Genomic DNA, 19,134 nt, shown 5'->3' on the forward strand with positions numbered 1-19,134 from the left:
GGCATGCGCGCGACCGTGGTCAGCAAGGGCGAATTCCAGGTCGAGGACCTGCCGACCCCGGTGCCCGGTCCGGGCCAAGTGCTGATCAGCGTGACCCGCTGCGGCATCTGCGGCTCCGATCTGCACGCCCGCGTGCATTGCGACGAACTCGCCGACCTGGCCGCCGCGACCGGCTACGACCGCTTCATGCGCTCCGACCAGCGGGTGATCATGGGGCACGAATTCACCGGGGAGATCATCGAATACGGGCCCGCCACCCGGCGTCGCTGGAAGCCCGGGACGCCCGTGGTGGCGCTCCCCATCCTGCGCACCGGGCGCCAGCCCGAACTCACCGGACTGTCGGTCCACGCACCCGGCGGCTACGCCGAACAGGTCGTGGTCCAGGAATCCATGACCTTCCCGGTGCCCAATGGTTTGGCCCCCGATCACGCGGCCCTCACCGAACCCATGGCCGTGGCCTGGCACGCGGTGCGCAAGAGTCGGATCACCAAGGGGCAGACCGCGTTCGTGATCGGCTGCGGGCCCATCGGGCTGGCGGTCATCACCATGTTGAAGGCCGCGGGCGTGCACACCGTCATCGCCAGTGACTTCTCACCCCGCCGCCGGGAACTGGCGGGCCGCTGCGGTGCGGACGTGGTCGTCGATCCGAACACCGAATCACCCTGGGAGGCAACGCCGAAGAAGCCGCGTATCACCGGTGCGGCCGACGTGCTGAATCTCGGGTTCGACGCCATGGAGCGGCTGCGGCGCATCCCGAACTTCCCGTGGTGGTATCTGTTCCGCGTCATGCACAGCCTCAACCGAGGGCCCGCGGGACCGGTCGTCTTCGAATGCGTCGGCGTTCCGGGCATCATCGACCAGATCCTCACGGCCGCACCACTATTGACGCGAGTAGTGGTCGTCGGCGTGTGCATGCAGCAGGACGCCTTCCACCCTGCCACGGCCATCAACAAGGAGATCGAACTTCGATTCGTGCTCGGCTACGATCCGGGCGAATTCCGCGACACCCTGCACATGATCGCCGACGGCAAGGTCGATCCCGGCCCATTGATCACCGGCACGGTCGGCCTCGACGGCATCGACACCGCCTTCACCACCCTCGCGTCCCCGGACCACCACGCCAAGATCCTCGTCGACCCGAGCAGCTCTCGAATCACGCCGTGAGACTTGACTAGTGGCCCCGCCGCAGCGCGGGAAACGGCGTGGTCGGGGGCTCGTGGAGGATGTCCAGGAGACCCTCGGCGCTCCGCGCGGCGGTGAGGCAGGCGCTGGCGAAGGACTGGTCGGCCAGGGGGTGACGGGCGCGGGTGCGCCAGGTGTGGACGGCCGCCAGCGCGACCTCACGCTGGGTGGGGAGATCGGTGTGCGCGGACAGACCCAGGCGCAGCGTCGGCGAGACGCCCGCGCCGCCGATGAGGCGGTGCAGTTCGGCGAGATCGGCCGGGGGTAAGGGGAATTCGTCGGTGCGCAGGTGAGCCAGCAGACGCAGCTCCGCGAACGCGTGCACGTCCGCGAGCAGGGTGCGCACCCGGGGCAGCAGGGTGTCGGCGGCGGTACCCGGGTTGGCGGTGAGGATGCGGGACAGGGCGGTCAGGGCCGAATGCGCCTTCAATTCATCGGCGCGCTGGGCGAATTGGACGTCCAGGACGGTGCGCAGCTCGTCGAGGCCGCTGCGGTCGGTGAGTTCGGCGGCCAGGGCCTGGGCCCCGCGCACCCCGAGACGGATCAGGGTGACGGCCAGGCGGATGCCGAACAGGCCGAAGCGCGCGGCCAGGTGGGCGCGGAGTTCGGCGGGCACGGGCAGCGGCAGGTCCGGGTGGGCGAAGCGGTCGGCGGACAGCAGGGCCGCGGTGAGTTCGTCCACCGGAATCGCGGCCAGCGCCTCGAAGGCGTCGTATTCGCGCTGGCGCAAGGTGGCGGCGGCGAAGGCGAGCAGGCCCGCGACCGGAATCACGGACTGGCACAGGCCGGTTCGCTCCAGCTCGGTCGCGAAACGGGCAGCCACGTCGCGGGCGGAATGCAGGGCGTCGATGCGCCCGGCCCCGATCTCATCGGCCCGCGACACCACGCCGATCACGCCGAGCGGACCCGAGAATCCTTGGGGCGCAATGCCGCTCCCGCTCGACCCGGCACCGATGCTTTCCAGGAAGTCGACATCGGCGGTGTCGAGGCGGCGCAGCAGGTAGACCACGGCGTCGGCGGGCGACAACACCGGGCCCGGGCCGCCCGGGGCGAGCAGCCGCGAGGTGCGGGCCGACACCTCGCGCGAGAGCGAGGAGATGCCCGGCGTATCGATGATGGTGGTCCGCGCCAGCTCCGCGGACGGCCACTCGACGGCCAGGTGATCCACCTCGCGCGGCGTCGGCGAATTCCAGCGCGCGGCCGACAGATCGAATGTGAGCCCGTGCGCGCCCGGCAGGCCCTCGGTCCCGCGACCCCGCCGCACCACCACCTCCGCGCGCGAGCCATCCGCGGCGTGCGCGGTGACCCGCGGCGCGGTCCCGTGGCGATACCAGGTGACCAGCCGCGTGCACTCGGTCGCGTCGGTGGGCGCGATGTCCTGCCCGACCAGCGCGTTCAACAGCGTCGACTTACCGGCCTTGAGCTGGCCCGCCAGGGCCACCCGCAGCGGCTCGTGCAATCGCCGTGCGCACTCGTCCAACTGCCCGCGCACCCGCGGCCGATCGCCCAGCGCCCGCCGCGCGGCCGCCACCAGCCCACGAGTCTCCGCCACCAGCCCGTAGCCGACACCGCTGGCGTCGTCCCTCATGGGCTCCCGATTCCGAAGCACTCCGCACCTCCACGCATTCGCTAGGCATTCGCGTCGCCCCGGCGAATCGTTAGCAGATCGCGCGGTGACTCACACCGAATTCGCAGTTCCGAGGGGTGACCCGTCGCATATGCCCGGCCCGTCGGCTCAAGCGGGCGGGAGCTGCGGCGGCGTGCCCGGGGGCAGCGAGCCCTGAGCTTCGGGGCCGAGGAGGGCATTGGCGTGGTGGCGGAGTTCGGCGACCACACGCAGGCGGCGTTCCAGGTCGGCGGCGCGCTCGGTGCGGCGGGCGGCCTCGAGGTTCGCGGCTTCCTGGGCGGCGCGCAGGGATTCGTCGAGGGAGCGCAGGGTGCGGTCGGCGATGGCGGTGAAATGGTCGCGCAGCAGCCGGTGAATGCGGTGCAGGCGGTCCTTGGTCTCCTTGCCCGCGTGGAAGGCGATGTCGTCGAGGTAGCGGCGCACCGCCAGCTTGGTGTCGGCGCGGCGCTTGGCCAGCCGGGCCTTCTTGTCATCGCTGAAGGCCTTGCCGCCCAACAACACTCCCGCGCCCAGCGACAGCGGATTGATCAGCGCCATCCCGGCCATGGTCCCGACCATGCCCGCCATGATCACGCCGCCGTAGGAGCCGCGCACACCGACCAGGAGCTTGTGACTCAGGCCCAGATCGGGTTCCAGATCGGCGAGCGTGCACGACGCGGTGCGCGACGCGCCGTCGAGCGTGCCGCGGACCTCCGGCAGATCCACCGCGCCGAGCTCGGTGAAATGCGCGGCCACCCGCTCGGCCAGGCGCACGGCCCGCGTGCCGGTCCACACCAGATTGTCGCCGACGGCCGAACCCACGGTGGCGGTGAGCCATTCGTCGATGCTGTCCCAGTGGCGGCCCGGATCGTGGTCGTCGATCCAGTCCTCGGCGGTGCGGGCGATATCGCGCAGCCGGTCGCGCAGATCGTGGTCGATGTCCCCGGCCAGGTCGGTGATGCCGTCACCCAGCGTCTGCTGCCAGGTGGCGGTGTGGCGATGCAGTTTCTCGGCCTCGGCCTTGGCGGTGTGCAGTTCGCGAATGGCGGCGGCACCGCGCTCCGGATCGCGCAGGGCCACGAGTTCGCTGCCCAGGGCCAGGGCCAAATGTTCCGCGGCCGAGGAGATGTCGAGGGCGACGGCGCGTTGCAGGGCCGCCTGGTCACGGGCCACCACCTGTTCGCGCAGGAACTGGAACACCAGCCCGAAACCGGACTCGCGACCCAGGCCCTCGTCCCGCAGACGCATGGCGTGGGCGCGCAGGACCGCCGACACCGGCAGCATGGGCAGCTCGAGGTCGGCCGCGCGCAGATGCTTGCGATTGGCCTCGAACACCTGCCGCCAGTGCGGATACAGATCGATCTTGGTGACCAAGACCGCGACCGCCGGGCAGAGCTCCCGCACCTGACGCAGGAAATCGACCTCGGTCTCGGTGAGCTCGGTGGAGGCGTCGGTCAGCATCAGCACCGCGTCCGCCGCCGGGGCCTGGCCGAGAATGGTTGCCGTACCGGTGGTTCCGTGCGCGCCGAGACCGGGGGTGTCCACCACCACGATGCCGTCGGCGAGCAGCGGACTGGGTGCCTCGAGTTCGAGGCGCAGCACGGCACGGCCCTGCGGGCTGCGCGCGCCGACCGTCGGAATCGCCTCGAACGGAAGCGGTTCCCGAGTGTTCTCGGCACCGTCGCCACCGGCCGCGACCACGGTCGCGCGCGGTTGCGGACCATAGGACAGCACGGTGCTGACCGTGGTGGTCGCGTCGTCCGTGACCGGGCACACCTCCAGATTGACGAGCGCGTTGACGAATCGGCTCTTGCCCTGATTCCCCAACCCGGCCACCAGGATCCGCCGCCGCGGATCGCGCACCTTGCCCGCCACCGTCTCCAGCCGGGCGACCAGATCGCCGCGCTGTGCGGCCCGCGCCACCACGATGGTTTCCTGCACCATCGTCAGCAGCGGATTCGCCGCCACCATGCTCGTCACTGCCTACTCACCGAACCTATTCCAGCCGTCTCTGTTTCGAGAGGACATCGCTCACCGCGGTCGACCCGCGGTGAGCGACCCCTCGCCCTAGGAATGCAGCATGTCGCCGACGATGTCCCCACCGGCGTGCACTCCAAGATCCGCCCCGGTGTGCGCCGCACCACTGCCGAACAGCGACGCGTCCGCCCCGTGCGCCTGCACCCCACCCCCGAACGCCTGCGAAACATCCACCCCCGCCCAAGGATTCGCGCCCGCCCCATGCAACCCGGCATCCACGGCACCCCCACCGTGCACCCCCGCATCCAGCCCGGTCCCGACACTCGTGCCGATTCCCGTGGCAGCATTCCCCACCCCGGAAACGCCCGTCTCCAAACCACTGCCAACCTGCGCACCCAAGTCCGCGCCGGTGTGGAGACCGGTATCGAGACCACCCTGCAGCCCTGCACCAACCCCTGTCGCAGCGTTGCCCACGCCCGAAAGTCCCGTATCCAGGCCCGCACCCACCCCGGTCGCCACATTCCCCATGCCCGAAATGCCCGCATCCAGCCCATTTCCGAGCTGCGCACCCAGATCTGCTCCGGTGTGGAGACCCGTGTCGAGGCCGCCCTGCAGCCCTGCGCCAACCCCTGCCGCAGCGTTGCCCACGCCCGAAATGCCTGTCTCCAAGCCGGTTCCGAGCTGTGCGCCCAGATCCGCGCCCGTGTGCAGACCGGTGTCGAGGCCACCCTGCAGCCCTGCACCCATCCCGGTCGCGACATTGCTCACACCCGAAATGCCTGTCTCCAAGCCGGTTCCGAGCTGTGCGCCCAGATCCGCGCCGGTGTGCAGACCGGTGTCGAGGCCCGCACCGAGGTTCGCACCCGTGTCGACGGCGCCGCTGAGGCCCGTCTGGAGGCCCGCGCCGAGGTCCGCCGCGGAGTTCAGGGCTCCGGTCAGACCGGTTTGCAGGCCCGCGGCCGCGTCGGTGGCGGCGGAAACGCTTGTGCCGAGGCCGGTTTCGAGACCCGCGGCGGTGTTCAGTGCGCCGGTGAGGCCGGTGGTGAGGTCGGCCCCGGCATTGGCGAAGGCGTCGGTGGTGGCCTGGATGCCGGTTTGCAGACCCGCGCCCGCCTCGATTCCCCCGGCCAGGGCCGAGGTCAGGTCCGCCGCGGCCTGCGCGCCGAGGACGCCGCCCAGATTGGTTTCCAGTCCGGTGGCGACATCACCGGCCGCGCCGAGCGCGCCGCCCAGGCCCGCGGACAATCCCGCGCCCAGGTCGGTGGCGGCTCCGACGACCGCGCCGATGTTGTTGGACAGGCCCAAGTCCAGGCCCGCGTCGGTGCCGCCGTTGAGCACGACCTGGCTGGCGGCGGTGGTGCCGAGGTTGACCCCGGTCACGTCGCCGAGGCCGACGGTGCCGTTGGTTCCGAGGCCGCCGTTGACGCCCGCCCCAACTCCCAGGCCGGTGTCGACTCCCAGGCCGGTGTCGGCCGCCAGCCCGGTGTCGGCGCTCACACCGGTCGCGCCGCCCGCGGCGATGATGGCGGACAGCTGCGAACCTCCCGCAACCAGTGCGGATTCGGCCACCATGGGCGCGACGGCCGCGATGTCCTCCGGTGTCACATTGTCCAGTCCGGCGGCGGCCAGCGCCGCGCCCGGATTCTCGCAATAGCTGACCGCGGCCGCGTGGTCGCGCAGCAGATTGAGGATGAACTCGAGAATTGCGTTGGGGCTCATGATAAATCGTCTCCCTGGATGGGCGGGCCCCGCTGACCCGCGCTGCTCGAATGTCCTTTCACGTTAGGAAGGCGACGCGTTACGCGTAACGGGGCGAACTCCCCTCCCTTCGGTTACGTACACCTAGGGGAGAAGGTGGACATTAGGGGAATTTCCCCATACCTGTCGGGGAATCGGTAACGACCACCCCCCAGCTACCGACAGGCTCGGTGGGTCGCCCGGCGTAACCCAAAGATTCGTACAAATCAGACCGAAGAGCTTTCATACGGCACGCGATTCACCCGACGCGGGTCAGGGAAATGACAGGGGAACTCGAATGAGTCAGGGGCTGGCGCTCGGCATCACCGTCGGGTCGTCCAATACCGTCGCCGTGACGACTTCGGGGGGACAGCACAGAGTGCATACGGGGCCCAGCATGCTGGGCGCCGAGCGGGAAGTTCCGGAAAGTTTTCTGTCCCGGGTCGGGGATCCCGTGGACATTCGCACGCGCGACGGATCCGCTGTTCGCGCGGCGGATCTGGTGGCCGCGGCCATCGGCCGCACCCTGGACGAGGCGGGCCCGGCCGACGCCGTGATCGCCTGTTATCCGGCGTGGTGGTCGCAACACACCGTGGAGGTGCAGCGGGCGGCCCTGGCCGAGGGCGGGCTGGACGCGGTGACCCTGGTTCCGGAGCCGACCGCGGCCATGCGCTGGCTGCAGGAGGTGCACGAGTCCAGCCACGACGGCGCGATGGCGGTGTACGACCTGGGAGCCACCGGTCTGACCGTTTCGGTCGCCCGCACGGGCGCCATGTCGGGCCTGCTCGGCGAACCGGTACGGACCACCGCGGTGGCCGGTTCGGAATTCGATCTGCTGACAATGCGATACGTGCTCGCCCATGCCATCGGCGATAAGGATTTCGATCCTTTCGACCCATTGGTGGAACAAGAATTGGCCGCACTCCGCGTTCGCTGCAAAATTGCGAAAGAAAGTCTCTCCACAAATACCGCCACCGTGGTGCCCGTGCGTTTGCCGGGCATGGGTCAGTTGGACGTACGACTTGTTCGCGACGATATCGAAGAACTGCTGCGCGGCCCCCTGCTCGGTTCCACCGACCTGGTCCGCGAGGCCCTGCGCCGGGCGGGCGTGGCCGTGGCCGATCTGGACGGCTTCCTGCTCACCGGCGGCGGCGCGAGCATCCCGCTGGTAACCGAGCTGCTGTCCACCGAATTCGGTGTCCCGGTCGCGGCCGCCGCCGACCCGGCCCACCTGAGCGCGCACGGCGCGGCCCTGCTCGCCGCCGACCTGCTCGCCGACACCACCGACACCGAGGCGCACCCGGCCATCGCGGGCCGCTCCGGTTATGCCGAGGCCGACGCCGCGCCCGCGCTCCCCCGCACCGCGGCCGGTCTGCCGCAACGGGTTCGGCCCGATTCGCTAACCGGTTCCGGCGAGTCCACCCGGGGCGACACCGGCCACGCACCGGAATACGCTGCCTCCCAGCGTGTTCCACTGCTCCCCGAATTGCCGACCCCGGAACCGAGCGGCGGCTTCCGCCAGTGGAAGCGGCTCGCCGTCTTCGGCGCGGCCGCTCTCGCGGTGGCCGCGGTGGCCACCGGCACCCTGGCCATGGGCACCGGCGCGCAGTCGTCCTCCACGAATCCCAGTGCGCCCCAGGCACCGTCGACCTCGGCGGTGGCGCTCGACACGCCCGCGCCGACGGGCGGCGCGACCGTCTCCGCGGCCCCGATCGCGGGCAGCCCCGTGGTCGCGACCAAATCGGCGCAGCAGCCGGGCGGCGCGAAGTCCGCCCCGACCGGCGGCCCGGCACCCGGTGACTCGGCCGCCCAGGCGGATACCCCCGCACCGCAACAGAATTCGGGGGGACCGCAGGCACCGGCCCAGCAGCCGCCCACCCAGGCGCAGCAGCCGCCCCAGACCCAACCCCAGGCCCCGACGCAGGTGCCCACCATCCCCTCGCCCTCGCTCCCGACGGGAGCCCTGAACAACGCCGTTGATCCGCTCGGTAATGCGATTCCGCAGGCACCGGTGCAGGTCGTTCCGCATATCGGCGGCTGAGAGTTGGTTCCTCGTGACAGGCATTACCCCGGTGGCGCTGGATTCCCTTCCGTGCGCGCGAGAAATATTCCGGGAACTGGATTCCGACGATTCCGCCGCGGCGCTCTACCTCATCCGAGGTCGTTCCGGCACCGGTAAGTCCACGCTGCTGGGCGCGATCCGCGCCCGGCTGCGGGCGCGCGGCATCCCCCACACCGACAATCCGGCCCACGCGCTGCGCCCGCCGGGTGCCCGCCCGGACGGGCATCCGGGCCGCGTCCGGATCGCCCTGATCGTGGACGACGCCCACGGTCTGGGCGCGGCCGAGTTCGATCTGCTGTGCGCCGCGGTGGAGGCCGGGGAGTTCCCGGTCGTGATCGGCCTGCGCCCGCGGCCGCACGACGCCCGCCTGCGCGCTCTCACCGATCTGGTGGCCCGGCGCGGCCGGGTCATCGATCTGCGTGCCCTCGGCGTGACCGAGATCGCCCCGTTCGCACGCGAATTGGGCATGATGGTGCCGCGCGGCCTGGCCCTGCACATCCATCGCCAGACCGGCGGCATCCACGGCGGTGTGGTGGCGGCCCTGACCGCCGCCTGCGCCACCCGCCTGGACGCGGGCATGACGGCCGTCGACCAGGCGGTCGCGTCCTGGGCGCGGGCCCGCCTCGACGACGCCGACCCGGACCTGTTGGACGCGCTGGTGGTGGCGGCCATCGGCGCGGGCCTGGACACCGGTGAACTCACCGAGGTCCTCGACCTGAACGCCACGGCCGCACAGGATCTGGTGGATCGCGCCCGGGGCAGCGCCCTGGTCACCGACGCCGATCTGCTGTTGGCCCCGGCCGTCGCGCCGCTGCGGACCCTGGTCGGGGATCGCCGCTTCCTGAGCGTCGCCCGCAGGCTGCTGCACGCGCGCCTGGACGCCGGACTGCTGCGCGACCACACCGCCCTGCTGCTCGCCGAATCCGGTGTCCGCGACGAGCGCCTGGCCGAATTCCTGTGCGCCGCCGCCGAAAGGGCCGGGGACGAGGCGGTCCGCTACTACGCGGCCGCGGCCGCCGCCGGTGCGGATCCGGAGGCGCTCGCGGTCCGCTGGGCCGATGCCGCCGCCCGCGCCGGGGACGGCGACACCGCCCTGCGCCTGGCCGAACCGGCCCTGGCCGATCCGGCGCTCCCGCTGGCCGATCTGGCCGCCGCCGTGCGCATTTGCGCGGGCGTCTGGACCCGGCGGGGTCTGGCCGAGCGAGCCGCCCAGCTCTACACCTGGCTCGGCCCCACGCGGGTGGGCCCGGACTGGGCCGTCGCCGCCACGGTGCTGTACCTGTCCGGTGATGCCCAAGGCGCGCAAATGCTTTCGGTGAACGCCGCGCAGTGGCCGCCCACCGAGGCCACCTCCCGCGCGGCGCTGATCGCCAACGCCCTCTTCGACTCCATCGGATCGCCGGGCGTCGCGGGCGATGCCACGACCTCGCACGGGTCCGCCCGTGCTGCGGCCCGTCGCGCGCCGGTGGCCGAATATCCCACGCCGCCATCGGCTTTCCACCCGCCGAACGGCATCGCCGGACACTCGGCGACCAAACCCGCGGCCCCCGAACGCAACCGGCCGACCGGCACCGAACCACCCCGCCCTTCCGGCGTGCTCTTGGCCGGAATCCAGCAGCACGGCGTGGATCCCGGGAAGCCGGCCCCTACCCCGCCCTCCTTCGGACCCGTCTCCGCGCCAACGGGATTCACCGGCGAGATGCGCGCCATCACGCCGACGACCCTCGCCGCGCAACGCTTCGCGAGTCCCGCCCTGGCGCACCGCGGCGCGGCCGTGTCGGCGGCCTCGGCCCTGATCCAGGCGGCGCATTCCGGCCCCGCCCCCGCCGACGACGGCGGCGATCGCTTCCTGCCGTGTTCGCCGGTGTCCATCGCGGTGCTGCTGTGCCTGAGCATGGGTGACCCACGCCGCGCGGCGGACGCCCTGCGCGGCAGCGCCCGCGATCCGCAGCGCCTGGTGCTGGGCGCGTGGGTGGCCATGCTGGGCGGCGACGAGCACACCGCCGCCACCCTGATGACGGAAGTCGAGCTCACTCACTTGGATCCGCGCGATCGCCTGCTCGCCCACGGCGTGCTGGTCGGATTGGCCCGGCGCAGTGGGGATCACGCCGCCCTGTCGCTGGCCTGGCAGCAGGCCGCGCCGCTGTTCGACGAGGTCGGCGCGGATCTGTTGGCGCTGTTGCCGATCGGCGAGCTGTGGCTGGCCGGTATCCGGCTGCGTGACGAGGCCCGCCTGACCGCGCTGGTGACCGGCGCCGACGAGCTGCTGCGCCAACTCGGTCAGCCGCCCGCCTGGTCGAATGCCTTCCACTGGTACGCGATTCAGGCCGCCATCGCCCAGGAGAGCCCGGAAGCGCTACTGCCGCACGCCCATCGGCTCAAGACGGCCGCGGCGGCGGGCGACCCGCAGGCCGCCGCGCTGGCGGACGCGGGCCGCACCTGGGTACTGGTGCTGCGCGGGCAGGTGGCGCGGGCACAGGTGGAGGCCGCGGTGGCCCGGCTGGCCGGTCTCGGCCTGCGCTGGGACGCCGCCCGACTGGCCAGCGAGGCGGCGCTGGCGGCCGGGGACTCGGCCACGGCGACGGCACTGCTGAAACTGGCCCGCACCCTGCGCGCCCAGGCCCGGCCGCCGGAGTCGCCGGTGCGGGTGGCCGCCCCGGCCGCCCCGCAGCAGCGTCCGGAACCGATCACCGATACGGTGCTCAGCGAACGCGAACGCGAGGTCGCCGAGCTGGTGCTCCTGGGCTTGACGTATCGGGAGATCGGGGCCCGGCTCTACATCTCGGCCAAGACCGTGGAACATCACGTCGCCCGGATGCGGCGTCGAATCGGTGCGGGCTCGCGTTCGGAGTTATTGTCAATGCTTCGCGCCATGGGTCACGGTTCACTCCTCGTCTGACCCGGCGCGAGAGGACCCGGACGCACCGAGCGAGGTAGAAGAGGATGGCCACTGGGGTGGGCCTGCGCATCGCGGACGACGAATCCGTCGTCGCCGTGGTGACCGGTGATGACGCCACACTCCCGGTGCACTACACGGTGCGCGAATCCGTGCTGCACATGTCGGAGGACGGCGATGCCGTGCTGGGCGGCGAAGCGCCCGAGGGCTATTCGCATTCCATTCGCGGCTTCGTCGGCGCGGTCGGCGACCCGGCGGGGCTGCCGGTGGACGATGGCGAGGCGTACCGCGCCGAGGATCTGATGGCGACCGCCGTCTTCTGCCTGATCGGTCAGGCCGCCGAGCACCTCAACGGCCCGGCCGAGTTCTACCTCACCCATCCGACGGGCTGGCCCGACACCCATGTCCGCGCCCTGCGCGAGGCCCTCGACTACCTGGGCCTGAAGTCGGTGGTGCTGGTCGCCGAGCGCGACCTACCCCCGGCGGACGCGGACACCGGCAAGACCCTCGCCTATCAAGCCGCGCGCGCGGCGCTGGCGGCGGTGCTGTCCACCCCGGCCGGGCTCACCCCGCCCGACGCCACCGCGTCCGCCGCCAATGCCTCCGACGTCACCGACGTGCTGCCCGCCCTCAAGTCCTCCGAACTGGCCCAGGCCTATTCGGAGGCGGTCCCGGCCGTCACCGCCGCCGAACCGTCGGTCACCCGCTCGATTCCGGCGGCGGCCGTCACGCACGCGCCGCGCGCGAATCGCGGGCCCTACATCATCGCCGCGGCCGCCGCCCTGATCGGTTTGCTGCTCGGTGGCATCGGCGTCGCCGCGGTGTTGCGGCAGGACGACTCCACGCCCGGACCGCCGCGCGGCGAGGTGCGTTCCGAGCCCGCGGGCAGCGCGGGTGCGGCCCCACCGCTGCTGCCGCCGACCGGTTCCACGAATCCGACCGCCGCCGCGCCTCCGGCCGATGTGGCCGACGCGCCGGTCACCTCGGACCCGCCGACCACCACCCCGCCGCCCACGACGGAAGCCCCGACGACCACGCCGAGTCCCACCCGCACCACGCCGCCGACCACGACTCGCCCGTACCCGCCGATCTACCAGTACCCGCCGGTTCCCACTTTCGAAATCCCGCAACCACCGTGGGCACAGAATCTGCGCTGATTTCGTAGAGACCTTCGGTGGTTTGTGCCCTAAAGTGGTGCGCTGACCGATCTTCCGGAGGGTAACCGGAACCGGATCCGGAGATTGTCGGTCTGCTGGTGCACTACGAAGGGACTCCATGCGCAAGTTCATGGCGCGTCGCGCCGCGGTTCGAGCAGCCACCGTCGCTTTCGCCTCGACCGTCTTGATCGGCCCCTTGCTCAGCACCGCCACCGCGGACCCGGCGTCCCCGGATCAGCTTGCCGCCGAGAACCTTCCGGCCGAGTTGGTCACCGCGATCGAGCGCGATCTGAAGATGTCGCCCGCCGAGTACCTCGACCGCGCCGCCAAGGCCCAGCAATTGCGGGACTACGCAACGAGTTTCCGCGCCCAGCGCCCCGACGACTTCGCGGGCGCGTGGGTGGGCGCCGACGGCAAGCCGGTCGTCGCCGTCACCTCCCTCGATGCCGCCAAGATCGCCGCCGACGACGGCTACCAGACCCGGCTGGCCCCGATCAGCGCCGACGGCCTGGAGAAGTCCGCCGATCAGCTGAACATGTGGATCGCCGCGCTGCCGATCGATCTGTCCAGCGCCATCAATTCGGTGGCCATCGACTTTCTCAACAGCCAGCTGGTGCTCAGCGTGGCCAACACCCCCGCCGGGCATTTGCTGAATCTGCCCACCCTGATCGCGAATATCAAGGTGATGCTCTCCCCGGATGCCGGTGGCCCGGTCGAGCGTCGCCCCATGGGCGGTGACACCTACATCACCGCGCCGACCGCGCTCAGCGATTCGGCGCTGCGCACCGTGGATGTCTGCTCCTTCGGATTCAACAGCGTGGATTCCGCCGGAAACGCGCTGAACATCAGTGCCGGGCACTGCAATCCGAATGTCGAGAAAGGCACCGGCGCGGATGTCTATCTCCCGAATGTGAAAAACCTGGCCTCCAGTCCGAAGGTCGGCAGCTTCGTCTCCTCGAATCTGGGTGGCGGCAGCGCGCTGGACTATTCGGTCATCAAGCTGAACGACGACGCGGTGCGCGCGGGCATGGATCAGCCCTCGGTGCGCGGCGCGAACGGCACCACGCTCACCATTACCGGTGTGGCCGACCCGATTACCGGCGCGCCGGTCTGCAAGTCGGGCCAATCCTCCACCTTCACCTGCGGTTTCGTGGTGGCCGACCGGGTCGAGACCCAGTTGTTCACCGCCGAGGGCCAGTCCAAGACGGTGCGCGGATTCGCCTCCAGCGCCTGCACCCTGGGCGGCGACAGCGGCGGCGCCATCGTGACCGGCACCCTCGCCCTGGGCATCACCAGCGGTTCGAACGCGGCCGACGCGCCGAACTGCAACGAGGCCAATACCGCCCTGGCGCAGTACGGTGGAACCGCGTCGCTGGGCATCCCGGTGCGCGCGATTCTCTCCGATATCGACGCCAATTCCGGTGGCGGTATCGGCAGCGGAATTCAGGTGCGGACCCGGTCCAACGCCTGAGGGATGGGCGAGTGCGCGGACATCCGCGAAAATCGGACATCCTTCCCATTGCGCTTGAATCCGACATGCCCGCTGTTTGCCCGGTGAATACCGAAACGTCACCTCGCAATAAGTAGGCATAACGGGCCGGACACCATATAGTCGGGGCCATGCTCCTGCCACGTATGCGCTTCTCCATGCCTTCTGCGGGCCGACGCCCACAGACCCTTGTCCGTACTGCGGCGATCGCGGCCACCACGCTGCTCGTCGCCGGACCCCTGGCGGCCAGCGCACACGCGGAACCCGCGAATCCCCCCGCGACCCCGGATCTCCCGGCCTCGCTGATCGCGGCCATCACCCGCGACCTGAAGATCTCCCCGCAGGATTACCTGCAGCGCGCCGACACCGCGCAGAAGGTGGCCACCTTCGCCACCACCGCGCAGCGCCAGTTCCCGCAGGTCTTCGGCGGCGCGTGGCTGGACGAGACCGGTAGGGCCATCGTGGCGCTGGCCCCCGGCGACGGTGCCGACCAGGCCCGCAAGGCCGTGCAGGACGCCGGGTTCACCGCCAAGGACGTCAGCAAGAGCGAGACCACCCTGCGCGGTGAGAAGAACGCCTTCCAGCAGTGGCTCAAGGATCAGCCCGAATCGGTGTCGAAGGCCATTCGGGGCGTGGCCATCGACACCCTGAACAACAGCATCGCGGTGCGGGTGGACAAGCCCGACCTGCCGCTGCCGGGCTTCGTGGACCCGGCCCGCGTGATCGTCATGTCCGTGCCGCCGACCGGCGGTGAGGGCCAGGACGTTCCGCAGGCCAGCGATATCGCCGGTGCGGGCCCGCGCGCCGCGTCCGCCGGTGACGCCTACGCCTCGGTGGCCGGACGCATGTCGCTGCGCTGCTCGCTCGGCTTCAACGGCCTCGACGCCAATGACAATGTCGTGAATATCAGCGCGGGACACTGCAACCCGAACATCCCGGCCACCGGCGGCGCGAACTCGCCCGCCGTGTACCAGGTGGTCGGTGACAGCCGCGGCCCGCAGGTCGGCACGTTCCAGAAGTCGATCCTGGGCAACCAGGACTACTCGATCATCGCCATCAACAACGACTACCGCGACGCCTTCTCCAACCCGTTCGTGAGCGTGCCGGGCGCGGCGCCGATCTCCGTCACCGGCGTGGCGGTGCCCGTGGTCGGCGCGCCGGTCTGCAAGTCGGGTGCGCGCACCGGCTTCAGCTGCGGCGTGGTGAACGCCGTCGACCAGACCGTCCAGGTCGGCGACCGCCTGCTCACCCAGTCGTTCTCGGCGAATATCTGCGCCCTGCCCGGTGATTCGGGCGGCCCGCTGGTGACCGGCACCCTGGCCCTGGGCATCTCCAGCGCCTCGTCGGTCGCCGACTACCCGATCTGCGAGATCCCCAACCTGATCGGTCTCATCACCGGCAACACCCCGCAGCTGTTCGCGCAGCCGGTGAGCACCGTGCTCTCCGACAACCCGGGGCTGCGGGTCCGCACCTCGTAATCACAGCACCCTCGAAAAGGCCGGTAGCTCAACAGCTACCGGCCTTTTCGCGTTCCGGGGTATCCGGATAGCCCTTTGGTGGCAGCGATGGGACAGCAGGGAGGCGTGGGGCGGGAGTGATCGGGCGTGGCCCGGCACCGCGCGTTTCCGGCATTCTGGGGGTATGTGTTTGGTGTTGCTCGGGTGGCGGGCGCATCCGGAGTACCGGTTGATCGTGGCCGCCAATCGCGAAGAATTCTTCACCCGCCCAACGGAATCGCTGCGGCGCTGGGACGAGGTACCCGGCCTGGTGGCGGGCCGGGACCTGGGCGCGGCGGGCCCGATCCCCGGCACCTGGCTCGGCGCGCTACCCGACCGACACCGCTTCGCGACGGTCACCAATGTGCGCCTGCCCGGCGACTTCCGCGCCGACGCCCGCTCCCGCGGCGCGCTGCTCATGGATTTCCTGCGCGGTGACGCGGTGCCGGAGAAGTTCGCGCGCGGCGTGGCCGCCGCCCCCGACGACTACAACGGCTTCAACCTGGTGGTCTCGGATCTGGAAACGCTGTGGTGGCACAGCAATCGGAGCGAGCGCACCCCGCGCGAGCTGACCCCGGGCTTCCACGGGCTGTCCAACAGCACGCTCGTCGGCTCGCTCGAACCCGACGGCGGCGTCTCGACCGGCACCCCGGATCCCGCCTGGCCCAAGGTCCGTGACGGAGTGCGCGCTCTGGCGGAAGTGGCCGCCACCACCCCGGAGGACGTGGACGCCTACCTGACCGTCCTGGCCGACCGCACCCCCGCCCCCACCGCCGAACTGCCGAACACCGGATTGGACCGCCTCACCGAGCGTTCCGCCTCCGCCCGCTTCGTCAACCACCCGGTCCACGGAACCCGCTGCAGCACGGTGCTTCTCGTCCGCGAGGACGGCACCTACTCGATGACCGAACGCACCTTCGCCCGCTTCGGCCGCGATCGGGGCACGGTGTCGTTCGAGGGGCGCATCGAATTACCTTGAGCAGCACCGTATTACCTCGAGGAACACCGCATCCCGAATACGCCGATGGCCCGACTCCGCAGGGGAGCCGGGCCATCGGACCGTGGGGAATTAAGCGCCCCAGGTGCTGCAGGACGCGCCGCCGCTGGACGCGGTGCACAGGGTGCGGAGCAAGGTGAAAAGCAGAGTCTGAATGCTGCCGAAGTTCATGGTTTCTTCCTCGAGATCTCAGTTCTGGTTGACCGGCTGCTGAGCGGCGGCCTGCTGCTGGGCCTGCGCGGCGTCGGACCACCGGGTGGTACCGGCGGGCGCCTGCAGGGTGTTGATCAAGTCGAAGCCCGCGGCGGCGAGCGTCGGTCCACCGGCGGCGATGGTGCCGAGAATGCCACCGATGCCCGCACCGGCGACGAGGCCCGGTACGCAACCGGCGACGAAGGTCACGACGCATCCGATGATCGCGCCGAGCGCGGTGCCCACGAAGCTGCCGATGCCGATGGCGAGGCTGAACTTGGTGGAGAAGTCGTTCATCGCCTTCTGGTTCTCGGCATCCGAGGCGATGTCCTTGAGTTCGGCGACCGGCTGAGCCTGAACCGCAATGGGTTCGGTGCCGGGCTGGAAGTCGGCGGGCTTCTGAGGCACGACCTCGAGGACCTTGCCGTCATCCTTGACTTCCGACTTCACGGCAATGTCCTTGCCGGAGACGCTGTACTTCAGCGGGAAGGAAAGCAGAACGGCACCCTGCTGATCCTTGACGTTCACCAACGTCTGCTTCGGGTCCTCGGGCGTCGCGCCGTCCTGCTGGGCGAGCTCGAAGGTGCCGTTCTTGAGGGTGGTGACGATCTTGTTTCCGTCGGCAAGCTTGGTGGAATAGTCGATTCCAGCAGGCTTTGCGGGAGCATCGTCGGCGTGAGCGATCGTCATCCCCATGGTCATTGCGCCGATGACCAGGGCAGCGCACGCAGTCGTACTGCGAAGCTTCATTCGGTTGTTTTCCATTCCGTCATCAGGTAATCCGCTGTGCGTACTTCGCCACGCGAGGCCCGGCTTCCCTCGGGCCATGCCACGCGCTAGGACTAGTCCTCCCCGAGCATGTGAAGATCCGCACAGCTGTCGGACAGCGTGAGCCTAGTCGATCGATCTACGATTTGCGAGATTCGTTTCTTTCTGCAGGACAGGGGCTTTCAAAGTAAGCCTGCCCTTGGTTACGGCTGCGATTTGCCGGGATTTACGGTGTGGGAAACCCTGGACGGTTAAGTTACCGGCGGGTAACTTACCGTCCATTAGGATACGTGCAACCCGAGGTGGAACCAGGCTGCCTCGCGAGACGCGCGTAGAACCGTAAGAGAGGTCGCGACATGAATGCCCTGACAGTGACGCTGGGCACGATTGGGGCGGTGTTCACAGTCTTCTGTTGGGCATCGTTCATCGGAGGCGTGCGCAATATCGCGCGCACCGTCATGGTCGGGCAGTCCGCGCCCGATCGTTGGCGGCCGTTCTTCCCCCGCTTCAAGACCATGCTCGTCGAATTCATCGCGCACACGCGCATGAACAAGTTCCGTACGGTCGGCTGGGCCCACTGGCTCGTCATGATCGGCTTCCTGCTCGGGTTCATCCTGTGGTTCGAGGCCTACGGCCAGATCTTCGATCCCGAATTCCACTGGCCCATCATCGGTTCCTGGGGCATCTACCACCTGGTGGACGAAATCCTCGGCATCGGAACGGTGGTCGGCATTCTGGTGCTGATCGTCATTCGCCAGCTGAACCACCCGCGGGTGCCGCAGCGTCTGTCCCGCTTCAGCGGTTCCCGGTTCGCGCCCGCGTATGTGATCGAGGCCATTGTTTTCGTCGAGGGCCTGGGCATGGTGTTGGTGAAGGCGGGCAAGATCGCCACCTATCACGAATCCCACACCTGGAGTGACTTCTTCACCGAGCAGGTGGCCAAGCTGCTGCCCGAGTCGATCGCCATGGTGTCGATCTTCGCGTTCATCAAGCTGGTCTCCGGCGCGACCTTCCTGCTCCTGGTCGGACGCAATGTCACCTGGGGTGTGGCGTGGCACCGGTTCGCGGCCTTCCCGAACATCTACTTCAAGCGCGAGGCCGACGGCGACGTCGCGCTCGGCGCGCTGAAGCCGATGTTGTCCAAGGGCAAGCCGATCGATATGGAGACGGCCGACCCGGACAATGACACCTTCGGTGTGGGCAAGTTCGAGGACTTCTCCTGGAAGGACATCCTCGACGTCACCACCTGCACCGAGTGTGGCCGCTGCCAGTCGCAGTGCCCGGCCTGGAATACCGGCAAGCCGCTCTCGCCCAAGCTGTTGATCATGTCGCTGCGTGACCACGGTTACGCCAAGGCCCCGTACCTGCTCGCCGGTGGCCGTAAAGACATGGGCGGCGACGAGATTGGTCTGGTCGACGCCGAGGGCAAGCCGAATGAGCGTGCGCTAGCGAAGATTTCCGAGGCGGCTCGTGCGGAGGCGGAGCGTCCGCTGGTCGGTGGCGAGGACGTGGGTGGCGTCATCGATCCCGAGGTGTTGTGGTCGTGCACGACCTGTGGTGCGTGTGTGGAGCAGT

General features: G+C 69.9%; 12 protein-coding genes. 8 read left to right on the plus strand and 4 right to left on the minus strand.

The annotated features are described in order from the left end of the window. Positions 1-3: 3 nt before the first annotated feature. Entirely contained in the window at positions 4-1,164 is a 1,161-nt protein-coding gene (locus VMT40_RS38450; RefSeq protein ID WP_326364592.1) for a zinc-binding dehydrogenase, read from the plus strand. Between the two features lie 7 nt (positions 1,165-1,171). Here VMT40_RS38450 and VMT40_RS38455 read toward each other — a convergent pair whose 3' ends face one another. The 3 genes from VMT40_RS38455 to VMT40_RS38465 all read right to left on the minus strand — a co-directional run bounded on the left by VMT40_RS38455 (position 1,172) and on the right by VMT40_RS38465 (position 6,484). After that, the gene (locus VMT40_RS38455; protein WP_326364593.1) at positions 1,172-2,770 is read right to left on the minus strand and encodes a dynamin family protein; all 1,599 of its coding nucleotides are present in this window, start codon (positions 2,768-2,770) and stop codon (positions 1,172-1,174) included. Between the two features lie 147 nt (positions 2,771-2,917). After that, positions 2,918-4,759 (minus strand): dynamin family protein, encoded by a 1,842-nt coding sequence (locus VMT40_RS38460; RefSeq protein ID WP_326364613.1) that lies wholly within the window; start codon positions 4,757-4,759, stop codon positions 2,918-2,920. Between the two features lie 96 nt (positions 4,760-4,855). Further along, the gene (locus tag VMT40_RS38465; protein ID WP_326364594.1) at positions 4,856-6,484 is read right to left on the minus strand and encodes an IniB N-terminal domain-containing protein; all 1,629 of its coding nucleotides are present in this window, start codon (positions 6,482-6,484) and stop codon (positions 4,856-4,858) included. A gap of 316 nt (positions 6,485-6,800) precedes the next feature. Between VMT40_RS38465 and VMT40_RS38470 the strand changes: the two genes are divergently transcribed. The 6 genes from VMT40_RS38470 to VMT40_RS38495 all read left to right on the plus strand — a co-directional run bounded on the left by VMT40_RS38470 (position 6,801) and on the right by VMT40_RS38495 (position 16,581). Further along, on the plus strand, positions 6,801-8,543 hold the full coding sequence (locus VMT40_RS38470) for an Hsp70 family protein (protein ID WP_326364595.1): 1,743 nt from the start codon (positions 6,801-6,803) through the stop codon (positions 8,541-8,543). Between the two features lie 13 nt (positions 8,544-8,556). Beyond that, on the plus strand, positions 8,557-11,463 hold the full coding sequence (locus VMT40_RS38475) for a LuxR C-terminal-related transcriptional regulator (RefSeq protein WP_442790131.1): 2,907 nt from the start codon (positions 8,557-8,559) through the stop codon (positions 11,461-11,463). Positions 11,464-11,507: 44 nt separating this feature from the next. Beyond that, entirely contained in the window at positions 11,508-12,617 is a 1,110-nt protein-coding gene (locus VMT40_RS38480; protein ID WP_326364596.1) for a hypothetical protein, read from the plus strand. A 118-nt stretch (positions 12,618-12,735) separates the two neighbouring features. Then, positions 12,736-14,088, plus strand: a complete 1,353-nt coding sequence (locus tag VMT40_RS38485) for a S1 family peptidase (RefSeq protein WP_326364597.1) — start codon at positions 12,736-12,738, stop codon at positions 14,086-14,088. 149 nt (positions 14,089-14,237) lie between these two features. Continuing rightward, positions 14,238-15,584, plus strand: coding sequence for a S1 family peptidase (locus VMT40_RS38490; protein ID WP_326364598.1), 1,347 nt, complete (start codon positions 14,238-14,240; stop codon positions 15,582-15,584). A 163-nt stretch (positions 15,585-15,747) separates the two neighbouring features. Further along, entirely contained in the window at positions 15,748-16,581 is an 834-nt protein-coding gene (locus VMT40_RS38495) for an NRDE family protein (RefSeq protein ID WP_326364599.1), read from the plus strand. 207 nt (positions 16,582-16,788) lie between these two features. On the opposite strand, the gene VMT40_RS38500 is transcribed toward VMT40_RS38495, so the two are convergent. Continuing rightward, positions 16,789-17,619, minus strand: coding sequence for a hypothetical protein (locus tag VMT40_RS38500; protein ID WP_326364600.1), 831 nt, complete (start codon positions 17,617-17,619; stop codon positions 16,789-16,791). A 296-nt stretch (positions 17,620-17,915) separates the two neighbouring features. On the opposite strand from VMT40_RS38500, the gene VMT40_RS38505 reads away from it, so the two are divergent. Beyond that, positions 17,916-19,134, plus strand: a 1,219-nt coding sequence (locus VMT40_RS38505) for a (Fe-S)-binding protein (protein ID WP_326364601.1), incomplete at its 3' end; no start/stop codon positions are given.

Origin of the sequence: Nocardia sp. CDC160 (assembly GCF_035818795.1) — a bacterium.
In the GTDB taxonomy this organism is placed as follows: domain Bacteria; phylum Actinomycetota; class Actinomycetes; order Mycobacteriales; family Mycobacteriaceae; genus Nocardia.